General features: G+C 48.2%; 15 protein-coding genes. 6 read left to right on the plus strand and 9 right to left on the minus strand.

From position 1 onward, the window contains the following. Positions 1-263: 263 nt before the first annotated feature. From NYE70_RS24730 to NYE70_RS24750, 5 genes are all read left to right on the plus strand, one after another. Complete coding sequence (locus NYE70_RS24730) at positions 264-1,601, plus strand: ABC transporter substrate-binding protein (RefSeq protein WP_211022344.1); 1,338 nt, start codon at positions 264-266, stop codon at positions 1,599-1,601. Between the two features lie 92 nt (positions 1,602-1,693). Next, the gene (locus NYE70_RS24735; protein ID WP_445323868.1) at positions 1,694-2,578 is read left to right on the plus strand and encodes a carbohydrate ABC transporter permease; all 885 of its coding nucleotides are present in this window, start codon (positions 1,694-1,696) and stop codon (positions 2,576-2,578) included. Beyond that, positions 2,575-3,408, plus strand: a complete 834-nt coding sequence (locus NYE70_RS24740; protein ID WP_211022346.1) for a carbohydrate ABC transporter permease — start codon at positions 2,575-2,577, stop codon at positions 3,406-3,408. The genes NYE70_RS24735 and NYE70_RS24740 overlap by 4 nt, the downstream gene beginning before the upstream one ends. A 33-nt stretch (positions 3,409-3,441) precedes the next feature. Beyond that, positions 3,442-5,268, plus strand: coding sequence for a cache domain-containing sensor histidine kinase (locus NYE70_RS24745; protein WP_341048742.1), 1,827 nt, complete (start codon positions 3,442-3,444; stop codon positions 5,266-5,268). Positions 5,269-5,282: 14 nt separating this feature from the next. Then, the gene (locus NYE70_RS24750) at positions 5,283-6,782 is read left to right on the plus strand and encodes a response regulator transcription factor (protein WP_341048743.1); all 1,500 of its coding nucleotides are present in this window, start codon (positions 5,283-5,285) and stop codon (positions 6,780-6,782) included. A gap of 59 nt (positions 6,783-6,841) precedes the next feature. Here the strand turns inward: NYE70_RS24750 and NYE70_RS24755 are convergent, their stop codons facing one another. The 9 genes from NYE70_RS24755 to NYE70_RS24795 all read right to left on the minus strand — a co-directional run bounded on the left by NYE70_RS24755 (position 6,842) and on the right by NYE70_RS24795 (position 15,593). Then, a complete protein-coding gene (locus NYE70_RS24755) occupies positions 6,842-7,516 on the minus strand; it encodes an ABC transporter permease (RefSeq protein ID WP_290407210.1) in 675 nt (224 codons plus the stop codon). 17 nt (positions 7,517-7,533) lie between these two features. Further along, on the minus strand, positions 7,534-8,226 hold the full coding sequence (locus NYE70_RS24760; protein WP_290407211.1) for an ABC transporter permease: 693 nt from the start codon (positions 8,224-8,226) through the stop codon (positions 7,534-7,536). Next, positions 8,219-9,142: an ABC transporter ATP-binding protein gene (locus NYE70_RS24765; protein WP_213654423.1), complete on the minus strand. Its 924-nt coding sequence runs from the start codon at positions 9,140-9,142 to the stop codon at positions 8,219-8,221. Before NYE70_RS24765 ends, NYE70_RS24760 begins: the two co-directional genes overlap by 8 nt. 172 nt (positions 9,143-9,314) lie before the next feature. Further along, positions 9,315-10,268 carry a sensor histidine kinase gene (locus NYE70_RS24770; protein WP_341048745.1) on the minus strand — a complete coding sequence of 318 codons (954 nt, stop codon included), beginning with the start codon at positions 10,266-10,268 and terminating at the stop codon, positions 9,315-9,317. After that, a complete protein-coding gene (locus NYE70_RS24775) occupies positions 10,250-10,954 on the minus strand; it encodes a response regulator transcription factor (RefSeq protein ID WP_341048978.1) in 705 nt (234 codons plus the stop codon). The genes NYE70_RS24770 and NYE70_RS24775 overlap by 19 nt, the downstream gene beginning before the upstream one ends. A gap of 204 nt (positions 10,955-11,158) precedes the next feature. After that, a complete protein-coding gene (locus NYE70_RS24780; protein ID WP_247681787.1) occupies positions 11,159-11,320 on the minus strand; it encodes an aspartyl-phosphate phosphatase Spo0E family protein in 162 nt (53 codons plus the stop codon). 243 nt (positions 11,321-11,563) lie between these two features. Beyond that, positions 11,564-12,982: an XRE family transcriptional regulator gene (locus NYE70_RS24785; protein ID WP_341048747.1), complete on the minus strand. Its 1,419-nt coding sequence runs from the start codon at positions 12,980-12,982 to the stop codon at positions 11,564-11,566. A 276-nt stretch (positions 12,983-13,258) separates the two neighbouring features. Continuing rightward, the gene (locus NYE70_RS24790; RefSeq protein ID WP_341048748.1) at positions 13,259-14,155 is read right to left on the minus strand and encodes an aldo/keto reductase; all 897 of its coding nucleotides are present in this window, start codon (positions 14,153-14,155) and stop codon (positions 13,259-13,261) included. Between the two features lie 58 nt (positions 14,156-14,213). After that, on the minus strand, positions 14,214-15,593 hold the full coding sequence (locus NYE70_RS24795) for an aldehyde dehydrogenase (RefSeq protein WP_341048980.1): 1,380 nt from the start codon (positions 15,591-15,593) through the stop codon (positions 14,214-14,216). Positions 15,594-15,777: 184 nt separating this feature from the next. On the opposite strand from NYE70_RS24795, the gene NYE70_RS24800 reads away from it, so the two are divergent. After that, positions 15,778-17,382 (plus strand): spore germination protein, encoded by a 1,605-nt coding sequence (locus NYE70_RS24800; RefSeq protein WP_341048749.1) that lies wholly within the window; start codon positions 15,778-15,780, stop codon positions 17,380-17,382. The last annotated feature ends 19 nt before the right edge of the window (positions 17,383-17,401 follow it).

A 17,401-nucleotide genomic window follows, 5' to 3' on the forward strand; every position in this document is an offset into this window, starting at 1 on the left:
CTCCATGAAAACGATGTCTTATCTCTCATTATCCCTGATTATCTGTAAATATCAATATTTTTGTTAGCTATTTGTTAGATCAGCACTAGAACAAATGACCCATTCCCTGATTTCTTTCTGTAATATAATATGAAAACACGCAGACAAAACAGCATAATCCAGGACAATAAAAAATAACTCAGCACATTTAAAGTCCCCTAACAAGTAGTATACAATTTAACTGTAAGCGCTAACAAATACCATAAAAGAGGGGCGATCGAAGCATGAAGAAAGGCATTCTACTTACATTTCTGATGGTTTTCTCATTATCCGCCATCCTGGCCGGCTGCGGCGGCAATAACGGAAACAGCAAGTCCGGAAACAGCGGAAATACCGGCAAATCGAACACGAACCAATCCGCAGGGGAAAACTCCGGAGCTAACAGCGGCGAAGGAACGGCGGAAAAGCTTAGCGGCAAGGTCACTTTCCTGACGAACCGCACGGATATGATCGGCAAGGAGTACGACGAATACGTCAAACGTTTTAACGAGAAATATCCCGATATCAAAATCGAATTCGAAGCAAGCCAAACCGATTACAATCAGCAAATCAAAGTACGAATGGCCAGCGGAGAGTTGCCGGACCTGATGTTCATTCCGGACATTCCGAATTCCGATCTTCCCAAATATTTCGCTTCGCTCGATGACTTGCAGTTCAGCAGCGAGCTGACCTTCAAAGACTTTAAATCGTATGACGGCAAGCTTTACGGAATCACTACCGGTAACTCGACTTCCGGGATCGTGTATAACAAAAAGGCGTTCGCCGATGCCGGAATTACGGAAGTCCCGAAAACCTGGGACGATTTCCTTGCCGCTTGCGAGAAGCTCAAACAAAACGGCGTCATCCCGCTCTCTTCCAACTTTAAGGATAAATGGCCGCTCGGAAGCTGGGTATACGATATGCCGCGCATCATCGAGAACAACAAGGATTTCCCTAACGAAAGAATCAATATGGAAGCTCCGTTCTCCATGGATAACGGCTACGGCAAAGCTATGATGCTGTTAAAAACGCTGAACGACAAAGGTTATCTGGAAAAAGACATCAACTCCACCAACTGGGAACAATCCAAAAAAGATATCGCTAACGGCAAAATGGCTATGTACTTCCTTGGCAACTGGGTTATCAACCAAGTTATCGGCGTAGGTGCCGAATCCGACAACATCGGTTTCTTCCCGCTTCCGTTTGACAACTCCGGCTCGAACAGAGCTCCGTTTAACCCTGACTTTTTCTACGCGGTAAACAAAGACAGCAAGAACCTGGAAGCAACCAAAGCTTTCCTGACTTGGATGATTGAAGAATCCGGCTATGAAGATTTCGCAGGCTTTATTTCTCCGCTGAAAGGCCGGGAATCCAAGCTTTCGCAATTGGCTGAATTCCAGGCAACCGGTGTGGAGATGCAAGAAGGCGTAGCTGATGATCCGAAGGTCATCGAAATCTCGAACAAAGCCCAAATCGATTTGCCTGCAATCGCACAGGAATTCGTACTTGCAAAGGACCCTCAAGCGGTTCTCGACAAGTGGAACAAGGCGTGGGCCAAAGCTAAAAAAGAACTCGGTTATTAATCTTCAGGCAAAATGGGTTATCGGTGGCGATAATCCATTTTGCTTTCAATCATCAGACGCGGAAAGAAGGGATTTAAGGAATGTTCAGGACTATGACCTACAACAGACAAAAAAATATCATCATATTTACATTCCTGCTCATACCGGTAGCCTTGTTGCTGCTCTTCACCTATTACCCGGCCGCCAAGCTCGTCTTCTTCAGCTTCACGGATTGGGACGGATACAGCCCGGAGAAACCTTGGGTTGGATTGGATAACTATAAGGAAGTATTCTCGAATCCCGATATCTTCGGGGTCTTTACTCATAACTTCGCCTATTTTGTCATGGGATTAATCCAGAACGTCGTGGCGATTTATTTCGCCGTGGTGCTGAACGGCAGGCTGCGCGGAAGAAACGGCTTCCGGCTGCTCCTGTTCCTGCCCTACATTATGAATGGCGTTGCCGTAGCTTTTATGTTCGGCTATGTATTTGATACTACACAGGGTTCACTGAATTTGTTCCTGAACAGTATCGGGCTAACCAAGCTGGGCGAAACCAGCTGGCTCGGCACCGCCGGACTCGTCAACTACTCGCTTGCCTCGACCGGCCTGTGGCGGTTTATGGGCTATAACATGGTCATCTATATCGCATCCCTGCAGGCTATTCCGAAGGATATTTACGAGGCTTCCAAAATCGACGGCGCTAACGCCTGGCAAACCTTTTGGCGCATCACCTTGCCCAACATGAAACCGGTCATTCAGTTGAACCTGTTCCTGACCGTGACGGGAGCGCTCGAAGTCTTCGACCTGCCGTTCGTACTGACCAAGGGCGGACCGGCCGGAGCGAGCCAAACCTATGTGCAGCGCGTGGTTGAAACCGCATTCGCCTTCAACAATTACGGTCTTGCGTCCGCTATGAGCATCATCCTCTTGTTCTTTGTCATTGCGGTAGTAGGACTTCAGCAATTCGTGCTTAGCAGAGGAGGGAACAACAAATGAACGCGAAAAAATTCAAGATTACGGACGCGTTGAAGTACCTCTCTTTGCTGATCGGGGTCTTTGTGGTCCTGTTTCCTCCCTATGTGGTCATCGTAAACTCGTTCAAAGCGGATGAGGAATTCAACACGGCCAGCACCATGGCCCTGCCGAAGAGCTTCTTCAACTTTGAGAACTTCAAGGTTGTTTTTGAACGGGGCGGCCTCCTGAGCGGTTTCGGCAATACGTTGATCATTATCTGCGTGGCGCTTGTATTTAACATTATGTTTGGCACGATGGTTGCTTACGTGCTGGGCCGATTTAATTTCAGAATGAAAAAGGCGGTGTTCGGGCTTTACCTGTTTGCCACCGTTATTCCAAGCATTACGACCCAGGTAGCTACCTTCGGGATTATCAAGTCGCTCGGACTGTACAACACGATGGGTGCCCCCATCATTCTGTATATCGGAGCGGATGTCATCCAGATCATTCTCTATTTGCAGTTCATCCGCAACATTCCGGTGGATCTCGATGAGAACGCCATGGTGGAAGGCGCTTCGCTCTTCCGGATCTACCGGTCGATTATTTTCCCGCTGCTGACGCCGGCAACGTCGACATTGATCATTTTGAAATCTATCAGCATTTACAACGACATGTACACCCCTTATCTCTACATGCCAAAACAGAGCTTGGGGGTCGTAACGACCGTCCTGATGCGCTTCCAGGGCATTAACATCGCCAACTGGAATTTGATCAGCGCCGCGATCCTGCTCATTTTGCTGCCGACCGTAGTGCTGTACTTCTTCCTCCAAAAATATATCTTTGAAGGAGTTGCGAGCGGTGCGGTAAAATAGGAGGCAATCTGCAGGAAAGGACGAGGGGTTCTTTTGATCAAGCTGATCCGTAATCTATTCCGGAAATCGTGGTTGTTTTTTGCCAATCTGTCGATGCAGAAAAAACTGGTGGTTATCTTCGTATTCTTAATTACTTTGCCGATCACCTATGTCAGTTACTCTTCCTACCGTACCAACTCCAACTCCGTGCTCGCCAGCACGACGGCGTCGGCAGGCCAAATGACAGACAACGCGATGGATAAAGTCGACAGGTATATTGCGGATCTGAAGCGGTATACCATCCTTCCCCTGTATAACAAGGACGTTCAAAAATATCTTGACCAGAAGGGGACGGATTGGGATAAGAACTCAAGCGTCAATATGTTTCTTATGTATCTGGCGAACACGAAAGAAGAAATCTCCGCCGTCTATATGATCGATCATTACAATTCGATTTTTTACTATAACAAGCCTGGGGTCAATGAGCTGTATCCTTACGAAAGATTGGCGGAATGGAGGGTTCGGACCGAGCAGGCCAGCACGGCTACAGTACTGACCGGCACGCACCCGATCCGCGTCAACGTTTCCGAACAACGGCAAGTTTTTACCGTCATGCGTTCCATCCAGTCTGTCAGCACGCTCAAAAATATCGGAATGATCGTCATCGATGTCGATATCAGTTTATTCGAGGGAATTATTCAGCCCCTGAACACGGTAACCCATGGCGACACGCTGATCGTGGATGACCTTGGAAAGGTCGTCTATAACAGCGATCCGTCCGAGCTAGGCAAAGATTTAAGCGGAAGCCCTCTACTCGCTCAGGCGACTGCGTCGCGGGGCAACTTTCGGTTGGACATCGGCGGCGAACCGTATATGGCGGTCTATTCCGTTTCCGAGAGCACTGGCTGGAAGACGCTTGTGTATATTCCGCTTAAGGAACTGCTCGCTCCAATGAAGCAGAGTCGTAACGCCATGATGATCATGACGCTGTCGATTCTTTCTTTTGCTCTGCTGGTGGCGATGTTTATCTCGTATGCACTCACCAAGCCGATGAAGCGGACCGTCCAGTTAATGAAGCAGGTGCAGCGCGGTAAGCTGGATGTCCGGGTGAATGTGAAATACAACGATGAAATCGGGATGCTGGGCAGCCATTTCAACCGGATGATCGGCCGGGTCCGCGACCTGCTGCAGGAAGTGTACGAAACGGAACAGAGCAAACAAAAGGCCGATATGCTGGCCCTGCAAAATCAAATCAATCCGCATTTTATTTATAACACGCTGGAATCGATCCGCATGCTGGCCGAGCTGAATGATGACGACCGCGTCGCAGAGCTGACCTATCTGCTTGGACTGCTGCTCCGCTACAGCATTACCCGCAGCGATGAGATCGTTACCGTGAAGCAAGAATTGCAGCATGTGGAAAATTATTTGCAGCTGCTTCAGCTGAGATTTCCGGAGAAAATCAGTTACTGCTTCCTGATCCCTGAAACGTATCATTCCTTGCCGATCATTAAATTGGTGTTCCAGCCGATTGTGGAGAATGCCATTTTCCACGGGCTGGAGAAGCAGGCGGAACCCGGGACGATCACGATTACAGCCTGGAGCGAACGGGACGATGTGATTTTCACCATTCATGACGACGGGGTCGGCATGGACGAGGAAAGACTGGCTTCGCTCAATCAAAGCCTAAAGGATGGAAAGACGGATAAATTCGGCATCGGTTTGCGTAATGTGAATGAACGCGTTCGCCTGCATTATGGAGAGAATTCGGGGCTTGTCGTGAGCAGCAGGCTTGGAGAAGGTACGATAGTTACCCTGCGTATTTCCGGCTTTTTGAGGACTGGGGAAATGCCTTTGCCGGAACCGAACAGTTATGCTTAAAGGAGGAATAGGCTATGCTGCGAATTGTCATTGTCGACGACGAATTATCCATTCGCGAAGGATTAGGCAAGATGATCGGCAAAGAGAGCGACCGGTTTCTTATCACCGGTTCTTTCTCCAACGGACAAGAATTGCTGGACTTTGCTCAAGACTCGGAATTTGACGCAGTCATTACGGATATCCGAATGCCGCTCGTTGACGGCCTGGAGCTGATCAAGGAACTGAGGAGCATTCGGCCCGAAGCCCGCTGCATTATCATGAGCGGGTTTACCGATTTCGAATATGCGCGGCAGGCGCTGAGATACTCGGCGGTGGATTATTTGCTGAAACCGATCAACAAAAAACAGTTATTCGGTTTGCTATATCAGTTAGACGAGGACAAAGAGCTTGCCTTGGGAAAAGAGCAGCAACTGCGTTCCGGCCTCCTCCTTTCTTACCTGAAGGGCGATCCGGCGCTCTGCGACCGACTTCCCGAGCTCATCTTGCCATTGCCTCATTTGTCGGTAACCGTCCTCAAGGGCAGCGATATGGAGGCGCTCCACTCCAGCGTCTCCCTGCTCCGGCGGCAGCCCCAATTCCGGTTTGACACTGTGGACACCGGGGAGGAAGGCATCACCCTAGTCAGCTATTATAATGAGCTGCCGGATGCTGACGATATAGCAAGGCTGGCGGATTCGCTCCGGCAATTCCCCCATCCGGGTATTGTTATGGCCGGATCGAGCCTCGGATACAGCCATCCGTCGGAACTTGGCAGAGCCTATTACGAGGCAAAAACCGCCTGCGACCGCGGCATGTATGGACGGGAGGCCTGGGGCTATTCCAGCTTCAGCCCGGCTTACGAACAGGAGCCCGATGTGGCCGGGTTGTTCGCGCGAAACCGGGAGGTGCTCGCTCAAGCCGTCCAAGTGTTAAATATTCCTCAAGCGCTGAAAAGCCTGGAGCTTCAGCTTCATGAGCTTGAGCAAGCCAAGGCTTCGCGCGCTTCCATCCTTCAGCTTTGCCGGTTTGCGATAGAAACCGCAGGCACCGAACTTCCGGAATGGGCTAAAATATTCGGGCCGGGACTTCCTTTGCAGTTGGAAGAATACTCGCTGACCTGCCTGACGTTCCATGAACTAAAGGACCGCTTTATGGAGGAGTTCTCCGAGACTTTGCAGCAAATCCGCGAAAGCCGGCTAGCCCAAGGCGGCAAATCCGTAGAAATCGTCAAGAAGTGGATCGCCGAGCATTATGACCAACCCGCGGACCTGAGCCATCTGGCCAGTATGGTGTATTTAACGCCGAGCTATCTTAGCAAGCTGTTCAAGCATGAAACTGGCCTGACCATCACCGACTACCTGATAGAAGTCCGGATCCGCAAGGCGAAGCAACTGCTGGCTGAATCCGCGGAGCTAAAAATACATGAAGTCGGCAGCGAGGTCGGATACCCCGATCCGGCTTACTTTAACAAGCTGTTCAAACGAATCGTCGGCGTTACGCCGAACGAATATAAGAGGATCAGCAAGTCCTCATAAAGACTCAGAAACCCCATCGATGTTCACTTTTAGGTGGACATCCATGGGGTTTCATTCTTTTATAAGACGTCCTTGCCCTCCACATTTCGGAGAGTAAGCAAAGCAACCAGGACACCAGTCACCGCCAAGGCTGCGGGAATATAAACGATGGAATTCAAGGTAAACTCTGTACCGCTGCCAATATTCAAAACCGCCATAAGGATAACCGCGGAGACGATAGTTGCGGACGCCGAGTATTTCCGCATTCCGAAGTAAAGCGGGACAAGACTGATACAACTGGTCATGACCGCCCCGGACAGAAACCCGGCTCCGTAATCTGCCAGCATACTATTCGTTAGCTCCTCGTCAACGATCTGAGCGAACTGATTGAAAATATAAAATCCGGTGAAAATCACTACCCGGGAGAGCAAGCTGAACACAAAAGTAAACAGGACAACGATAGACATCTTTGCCGTCAGGAGCTTTTTCCGGCTTAAGGGGTACATGAACAGCACGGTCACGGTTTTGTTTTTGTATTCGTTGATAATGAACTGCGATAACAATACGGAAGCAAAAATGATAAAAATGAATGAAGCGGAGTTCGTCAACAGATACGCTTCTTTGTAGCTTTTTAAAGGTTCGTCGTAGTTTACCGCGATCAGGGAGCCCATGAATATGAGAATGGCGATGACCCCTCCCAGAATGGTACCCTTAAGTTTATACTTTTGCATTTCCAGTTTTATTAAATTTAGCATTCTCTTTTCCGCCTCCCTTACATTACATCCTTAACCTCCACGTTCCGAATCGCCAAATACGCAACCAGGATACCGATCACAGCGAATGTAGCGGGAATAATAATGATCGAATTTAGCGTAAAACCATTGGTTCCACTCGTGGAATTCAAAATAACTCCAATGATAATCGCAGATACGATCGTAGCGGGAACCGAGTGCTTACGCATCCCGAAATAGAGTGAAGCCAGGCTGATGCAGCTGACCATGACCGAATTCACGAGAACGCCGACGCCTTGTTGAAGCAGTAATTCGGTCCCCAAGGTACCGGGAATAAAATGGGCATATTGGTTATACCAGTAGAAGCCGGCGAAAATCACCACACGGGATATGATCCCGAATAGGAACGTAAACAGGAAGACAACGGCGATTTTGGCAAGAAGCAGCTTTTTGCGTTCCAGCGGATACATGAATAGCACCGTGATAGAGCCGCTTTTATATTCATCGATAATATACTTGGCCAACAGCACGGACGCGAAGATGGTAAACGTGATGGATGTAAAGGTATTGATAAAAGCAAAAATAGAATCGTAATCCGAGAACGGTAACTCCTCCGTATTATCATAATTAAGAACGATCACAAAGAACATGATCAGGAAAGTAGCGATGAATCCGCCCAGGATATTACCGCGAATCTTATTCTTCTTCAATTCCAGCTTCATTAAATTAAGCACTTAATTCGCCTCCATTCAATAAGGACAAGAAGTAGTCCTCCAGAGAACTGTTCTTCTTGTGAATCGACTCGATCATCACATCGTTCACGACCAGAACTTTGGTCATCTCATTCTGCGCGGTACGGGTATCATACACGCGGAGCGTATGCTCGTCGATGACTTTGAAATTGGTCAAATTCAATTGATCCGATAACAGGAATGCGGCCTTCTTGCTGTCGCTCACGATCAGCTCGATATATTCGGTATTCCGCTCCCGTACCCGGTCCATCGGAACCTCCTCAATCAAACGCCCGTGATTAATGACGCCGATCGTATCGGCCATCTGCTCCATTTCCCCCAAGATGTGGCTGGACACCAGCAGCGTGATGCCATACTCCTTGGATAGCATTTTAAAAAGATCACGTATTTCCTTGATGCCTACGGGGTCGAGCCCGTTAATAGGTTCATCGAGAATCAGCAGTTCAGGCTTGGTAATAATTGCTCTGGCGATGCCCAGCCTCTGCTTCATGCCCAGTGAGAAATCCTTTACCGGCTTATTGTCGATATTCGTCAAATTCACCAGTTCCAAGGCATCGTCGATCGATTTCTTGTTGTAATAGCCCATGTACTCGCAGTGCAGCTCCAGGTTCTCCCTGGCTTTCAGTCTGTCGTAAAAGACAGGCACCTCAATGATCGTTCCCATCCGTCCCAGCAGATGGTACGATTTGGGGGTCAGCTTTTCCCCGAAAATCTCAATTTCTCCGCCAGTGGGCTTCACCAGATTCGTGATCATTTTCATAATCGTTGTTTTACCGGCGCCGTTCGGCCCTAAAAATCCGTAAATTTCCCCTTGCTTAATGTTCATATTGACATTGGAGACCACTTCTCTCCCCTGAAATACTTTCGTCAACTGCGTCGTTCTTAGAATCGAGCTCATCTCTCGTCCCGCTCCTTTGTTTTAGGTTGGCTTTCTTTTCTTCATAGTTTTATTGTAAAAGCCGATTTGGTCGTATTTATTAATCAAATCTTACTTAATTCTTAAGTTCCTGATTGTTTAAAAAAAGCCTAAAGAGAGCAGACCCTCTGCTTCCTATAGGCTTCTGTTCAACTTAGTACCGGAATGGCTTCAGCTGAACGGTAAAAATAGTTTTCTCGTACGGCTTACTGTAGAGATGCACGTCTCCACCCAGGTTTTGAGCGAGCCTTTTGGTAATCGTAAGACCCAGGCCGCTGCCCTGGAACGATTTGTTCCGGGAATCCTCCAGCGTGTACATCCGGTCGAAAACCCGGCCCTGATGAATGACGCCAATCCCTTTTCCCCGGTCCCATACGTCAATATGCACATGATCTTGATCCTGTTTTAAGGTCAGCCCCACGACATTTCCGTCGCTGCCGTAACGAATCGCATTTGAAATTAGATTGTGCAGAATCCGGTCCAGAGCTCCCTCATTGGCATACGCGTAAATCGGTTCCTCCGGAATCCGGATGTCCACTTCCATCCCTTTGCCCGTCAGAACCTCGTAAAAGGCAAGTATGTTTCTTCGACACACTTCATTTAAAAGAACCCGGGTCAGCGGCAGCGGCTGATCTCCCGACTCCAGCTTCGCCAGATCAAAGAATTGCCGGATCATTTCCATCACTTCATTGGCCTTCCGAGTAATCTTAACCAACATTTCCGCCCTCTCTCCGGCTTCCATATCCGGATCGAGCTGGATCGTCTCAATGTAGCCCAGAACCACGGTAAGCGGCGTATTCAAATCATGCGAAATATTGGACAACATCCTGCGGATCGATTGCTCGGTTCCCGTTCGTTCCGCCAGAATACGCTGGTTGGATTCCAGCAATTGATTGATGTCAGTAAGAATAACCCTGAGCTCGGGATCTTCCGTAAAGAGCAAGAGCTTTTCCCCGGTCTTATCGGACAAAATTCGTTGCAGCCTTTCATGAACCCGTCCCAACTGGTGGCTTCTTTTCTTGTACTTGTAATGCTGTCTATAGAGAAGTCCGGACAAAATTAAAATAATGCCGATCAGCGCAAGGTCCATCATTCGCGTCCATCCCACTTGTATCCGATCCCCCACAAAGTTTTCAAGTATTTCGGGTCGGAAGGGTCTTCTTCAATTTTTTCGCGCAGCCGGCGGATATGTACATTAATGACATTCTCGTCGCCCAAATAATCGTCGTTCCATATAAAGCCGTAAATTTGCGCCTTAGTAAAAACACGATTCGGATTTTTGAGAAACAGCTTGAGAATCTCCGCCTCTTTGGCGGTCAGCTTGACCTCTTGCTCATCTTTTCGAACAAGGTAGTTATCCAGATCGATCGCCAGCCGGTCCAGCATGATCATCGTATCCCGCTTCTCCTCCGGCTCACGCCGGGCGTACAGGGTCGATCTGCGGATCGCCGCCTTGATCCGGGCTGTGATTTCAATCAAGGAAAACGGCTTGGCAATATAGTCATCGGCACCGAAGCCAAGTCCCAGCGCCTTATCGATATCGCTGTCCTTGGCGGACATAATCAGAATGGGAACCGCACTGGTCTCCCGGACGGTCTTAATGACCTCCATCCCGTCCAGCTTGGGCATCATAATATCCACAACAAGCAGATCAAAGGGTTCGCTTCGAAATAGAGCTAGTCCTTCCTCGCCGTTATTAACGGAACGGACCGTATATCCTTCCTTGATTAAATACCCGGCAAGCATATCTATAATAGAAGCATCGTCTTCTATCAGCAAAATTGTATGCGACATCATCCAACCACCTCTCAACTTTTCCCATTATACTATGATTTGAGATGGCATCGGAGCCGTAAAATTATAAAATATCAATTAACGGCGATTTCGTTCCAGAAACATGCAAAAGAGCTGCGTCCTCTTCACGGGGCACAGCTCTTCTCTAAGTTTTATCGCCAAGGACAAGGATCATTTGCTGAATCTTCATCATCCGGGCTTCCTTCATGCAATCGGCTGCTTCCTTTGCAACTCTGCGTATTTGGCCTTGTTGTATTTATTGATCAATTTATCTAAAAGCAGAGATTGATTAAGCACTGCCTTATGGCGCAATCCGTATTGTTCAGCTAATTGGTTTAATTTTTGTCTCTCTTTTTCAATTTTCATTTTCATATACTCCTTATTATTCATAGCTCTCACCCTATGAATATATTATTGAGTGTTGCCAAACAATACATGTTGAGGCATTATGCATATTATAAAAAATTCCAAATTTAGAAAAGATGAAAATAGGATCAGCTTGTGAGCTGACCCTACTTAAAATGAAATTCAAATCGGAAGGATTATTACCGTCCGCCCCATCCATGGAAGAATGGAGTAATCGTTGGTCCAGCAACTACAACAGCAAAACTAAACATAAGCATACCCGAAACCACCCATGACATTTTCTTTTTCATAATCCCACACCCTTCTACAAAGTTCATAATATTCATTGCATTGAGTTTCCGAAGCATACCGACGATACATTTCAAACAATGCCATGCTATTAACCATGATGTCTTTGCTGCTTAATTTCATGGACATATTCATGCTGTATAAAATATACTTTAAGCCCTCTTCATACAAATCTTTCCTAAAGTTATAAAGGGCAAAGTTCTGAAAGAAAACGGAGTATCGAAAAAAATACGGGGGAACTTTTGTACCATCTTCCCCTATCGCTCTCCTGGTGAAAAAGTTGTCCTTGCCGGTGATTCTGTATTGTTCGATTTCATTTGAGAATTTGGTAAGAACATCGTCGATAAAGAATTGATGACGATTTGCCGATTCAATTAAAGTGATTAATCCCTCGACGACTTCATCTGGATGCGCTTCCAAAAAGGTGACATATTCCGGGATCTTTGAACTCTGACCACATTTAATATCCACGCATAGATAATTAGCTTCGGCGAACATTTGCAACTGTCGAACTTCCTCAAGCCCGGCCTCATCCATTCCCTCAAACCAGCTTAGATCCGCATATTTGGCAATCCATTTTCTGGACTCCTCAAACATCCCCCGGAGTTCATAGGTACCCGATTTATATAAATACGCAGTCCCATAATAAAATACGAGAGGCCGAACCGGTTTAAAGTCCTGGTCTTTCCAGATCTTTCGTTCATACAGCTTCCAGGTAAATTGACTAAGTTCATCAGCATAGTTTTCAACTTCGGCCCAATTAAACCTAACGGCGTACACCTCGGTTAACATTAATAGGCCATCAAGCGTTAGTGCTTCCGGCAGACGATAACAATAAGGGAGGAATTGTAAAGCTGCCTTAAACCCCTTCAGTCTGTCCGATTGATAGATTTGAAACAATCGATAATAACTCATGGCCAGCCGCTCCGAATGATTGGATCTTTCACTCTCGATCACAACTTCATACAAAACAGCGGCTGCTTCCTTCCACCCCTGCTCCAACATTAACTCGGCCGTTTCGAAGATTCCTCCGACCTGCTTCAAATCCTCAAGCAGACGACTTAGCACTTGTTCAATACAGTCCAGCCGATCTATCTCCGCACAACGGAGTAAAAACGGTCTGAGTCTCCGCCAATGCGGAGAGGTAGGGATAAAACATTCATCTACGTACAAATCATAGAAGTAACCTTCGGAGAGTCCCATCGCCATCGTGATACGATCGAGTTGCCCGAGGGCGATCGGCCGATTGCCATTTAATATACCGCTTAAGGTACCGACGTTCACACCCGAAAGTTCGGAAAATTGTTGAAGGGTTCCCCCTTCTCTCTTGATGTGGTCTTCCATTTCTGCGCGAATCGTGGTTGTGGAAATCAAATGGCGAATCACCCCCTTATCCAATTCGGCAAAAACTTCAATCATTATCCAAAATCTAGCATATGATGTATTTATATGTAATTATAATGTCAATATTTACAAACGTCAACTAGAAAATTGTAAATAAATAAGTAAAAAACAATAAGAATGTCATATTTTTATATAATTTGAGATTCTGTCTGTGATATGTAAGGTTATGATCGTGAATTACGTCGAATATAGCAAAAAAAGAGAGGAACCGTATGCTCCCGCACCCCGGTTCCTCTCCTATGTTGATCACTCCGTTACCAATTGCGCAGCACTTGCGTTCGACTCCACCTGCGCCGGGTTTTTGCAGCCCGGAATCACCGCGGTGACCGCCGGGTGGCGAAGGCACCAGGCCAGTGCCCATTGGGCCATGTTCACGCCTTCCGGCACCTCGTTACGTGCGATCTGCTCCACTTCTTCGAGCTTGCGGCGCGTGTTCTCCGGATCGTGACGGTGCCGGACATCGGTCGTATCGAACACGGCGCCCGGCTTGTATTTGCCGCTTAAGTACCCGCTCGCCAACGGTACGCGGGCCAGCACGCCGAGGTCCTGCCGCTCGCAGGACGGAAATACCCGCTGCTCCGGCACGCGGTCCAACCGGTTATATACGACCTGAATGACCTCGGAATTCACTTTCGTCGAAGCCTCGGTCTGATGCAGGTTATCATTGCTTCCGATGGAGGTGCCGAGATGGCGAATTTTGCCGGCTTGCTTCTGCTTGTCCAGCATCGTCCACAATTCATCGCTATCAAAAGCCGCATCCGGCCCGCTATGAAATTGGTAAAGGTCAATGTAATCGGTTTGGAGCGCCTTTAGAGAAGCATCCAGTTGCACCAGCATGTCTTTGGCGCCATACATATCTGTCCGGGTAAACCGCTCATGGAAGTGATGCCCGAACTTCGTCGCGATAATCCAATCCTCGCGTTTGCGGCGGCCGATATAGTTACCGATAAACGATTCGGATAAATGATCGCCGTAGCATTCGGCCGTATCAATGAGGTTGATGCCAAGTTCCTGGCCTTTGTCGAGAATGGCGTCGACTTCATCCTGCGTAAACTGCAGGCCCCACTCTCCGCCGAATTGCCAGGTTCCGATCCCGATAACCGACACGTTCAGCTCCGTCTTTCCCAATCTGCGAAATTTCATATTGTAATCCCTCCTCTTGAAAATTGTATCATGTCCCCGTTCCTATGCAAAAAGCGGCCTATTTCATCACCTTTTTTATCAGGTTCAGCTTCTTATCACTGTAGGGCGGGAAAATAAAGTTGATTTTCACCCGTGTCGATTTCTTCAGCACGCCTTTCATATGGGAGAAGGCTTCAAAACTGTACCTGCCATGATATGAGCCCATCCCGGATTGGCCTACACCGCCGAAGGGCAGATACGGTGTCGCCAAATGCAAGATGGTGTCATTTACGCAGCCCCCGCCAAAAGACACCGCCTCCATCACGTTGCGCTCGATTCCCTTATTCGCAGTGAACAAGTAAAGGGCAAGCGGTTTAGGTCTGGAATTCAACATCGAAATGGCCTGGTCCAGATGCTCGTATTCCAAAATAGGCAATATCGGCCCGAAAATCTCCTCTTCCATCACCTTGTCCCCCCACTGCACCTTATCCATCAAGGTCGGAGCGAGGTACAAATCCCCGCGGTCGCTCTCTCCACCGGTCACGACTTTAGAGGGTTCCAGCAGTCCGGTCAATCGCTCCCAATGCCGCTCGTTGACGATGCGTCCAAAGTCAGGGCTTTGTTTCGGGTCAGCCCCGTAGAAGGCCGTTATCTGTTCTTTCAGTTTAACCAAGAGGGCAGGCTTAATCTCTTTGTGGGCAAGCACATAGTCCGGAGCGACACAGGTCTGGCCGGTATTCACAAACTTCCCCCATACGATTCTCTTGGCGGTCAATTCGAGATCGGCGTCACTATGCACGATACAAGGGCTTTTGCCTCCCAGTTCCAAAATAACCGGAACAAGATGCTCGGCGGCGGCCTTCATGACGATCTTCCCGACCTGCGTGCTCCCTGTAAAGAAAATCCGGTCAAATGGGGCATGAATCAGATCCGAGGTCGTCTCCTTTCCGCCCTCGATGACCCGTATATAATCTTCATCAAAATGCTCCCGGATCAGCTTCGCGATGACCGCCGACACATGCGGGGTAAATTCCGACGGCTTGATGACAGCCGCATTCCCGGCAGCGATCGCACCGGCTAATGGGTCCATAACGAGCATAAACGGGTAGTTGAACGGCCCGATGATCAGGGCCGATCCGTACGGCTCAGGGTAAATTACGCTTTTCGAGCCGAAATGCATGGCAGGGGTCCGCACTGTTTTCGGCTTCATCCAACGCTTCAGATGCTTCATCGTATGGCCAAAGCTGTCGAGCAAATATCCAATTTCCGTGGTGTACGCCTCATATTGAGATTTGCGCAAGTCCTGCCGCAACGCCTCCATGATGTCTTTTTCATATTTCTTGACGGCTGATTTCAGTGTTTGCAGCTGCTTCATCCGGAATGCCAGAGGCCGTGTTCCTCCGGAAGCTACGAGCCGCTTCTGTTTGTCGATCAGATTTTGTATCGCTGAAGCATCCATCGTTTCATTAATATTCTGCACAGTGATCCCTCTTTTCGAATCGTAACAGTCCTGTTAAATAGTATACCTCAATACCGGATTGAGAGTGTGTGGATAGAAAGATTGATCGGATCCCGTAAGTTTACCTTGCGATTCCTTCGGAAATAATGGTGGGATAGCTCAACTTGCGAGAGGAAGACAACCTATGCGCTATCGAAGAAAAAGCAATCAGTTCACCAACAAAACTCAAGCATCAGCTAAGGAGCCGCCATCTCCAGCTAAGCCCGAATCAAGCTCATCGGACATCTTGAATTGCAATCTTAAGGCCAATTTACAGCAAATCAAAAAGATGCTCGGAAACAGCACTGACATTATTATTCGAGAAGTACCCGTTTCGGGGTCAAAAGAGCCGTCAATCGCCGTTATTTACACGGACGGGCTTGCCGATCCAAAGGAAATTAACAATTCAATTATGAGGCCTATCTCCTCTATTTCGGAAGGTTATAAAGATGGTTCTTCGTGTTCTTCTCCCTTGAACGGACAACACCTTTTGGACGATATCACTTCGGGATTAAAAGACTTTTCCGAGGTCCAGGACTATACATCGCTTTTGCACGACCTTCTCTCAGGAGATACGATCCTTCTATTCGAAGGATTAAATAAAGGCATCTCAGTCTCTACGCCCGGGTGGAAGGACCGCGGGGTCACGGAAACCTCGGCGGAGAACGTCGTGCGCGGTCCACGCGAAGCCTTCTCCGAGTCGATCCGGACCAATACCGCTTTAGTCCGCCGGAAAATTAAAGATCCTGACTTACGGCTGGAAACGCAGCAAATTGGGCGGCGCACCCAGACTAATGTCGGTATTATGTTTATCCAAGGCATCGCCAACGAGAAAATAGTCCAAGAGGTACGCGACCGGCTTGCTGTCATAGATGTAGACGGGATCCTGGAGAGCGGATATATCGAAGAAATCATTCAGGATAAAACCTTGACCCCCTTCCCCACGATTTACAATACAGAACGGCCGGATGTAGTCGCGGCCGAACTCTTGGAGGGGAAAGTCGTGATTTTGGTGGATGGGACGCCGATTGTTCTTGTGGTTCCAGCTCTCTTCGTCTCTTTCCTGCATGCGGCGGAGGATTATTATCAACGTGCGGATATCAGCAGCTTTTTGCGGATGCTCCGGTACTTAAGCATATTTATCTCTTTGCTGGCACCGTCCCTATACGTCGCGATTTCCACGTTTCATCAGGAAATGCTGCCGACCCAGCTTCTCTTTGGTCTGGCATCGCAACGGGAACAGATTCCCTTTCCCGCCTTCGTAGAAGCTCTATTGATGGAGTTGACCTTCGAGATCCTGAGAGAGGCAGGTGTACGTTTGCCTAAAAATATCGGCTCCGCGATTTCTATCGTAGGAACGCTCGTCATTGGACAAGCCGCCGTGGAGGCGGGGATCATTTCGGCGGCCATGGTTATTGTAGTCGCAACCACGGCCATATCCAGTTTCGTGCTCCCCTCCTTCAACATGTCCATCGCTTTTCGGATGCTTCGCTTTCCGTTGATGTTACTAGCCGGTTCCTTCGGACTTTTCGGCATCTTCATTGGCGTCACTACCCTGATTCTTCATTTATGCAGCCTGCGGTCATTCGGAATCCCATATATGGCTCCTTTTGCCCCATTAATTCCCGATGGGCAAAAAGACGCAATTATCAGACTTCCGCATTGGCTGCTGCTGACCCGTCCCCGGATTATAAATAAGAAGAATATGACACGCAGAAAGAGCACGCCTCCAGAAAAATCACGAGAATAGAAGAAATGACAGACAAGCC

Source organism: Paenibacillus sp. FSL R5-0407, assembly GCF_038009185.1.
Lineage (GTDB): Bacteria > Bacillota > Bacilli > Paenibacillales > Paenibacillaceae > Fontibacillus > Fontibacillus vini.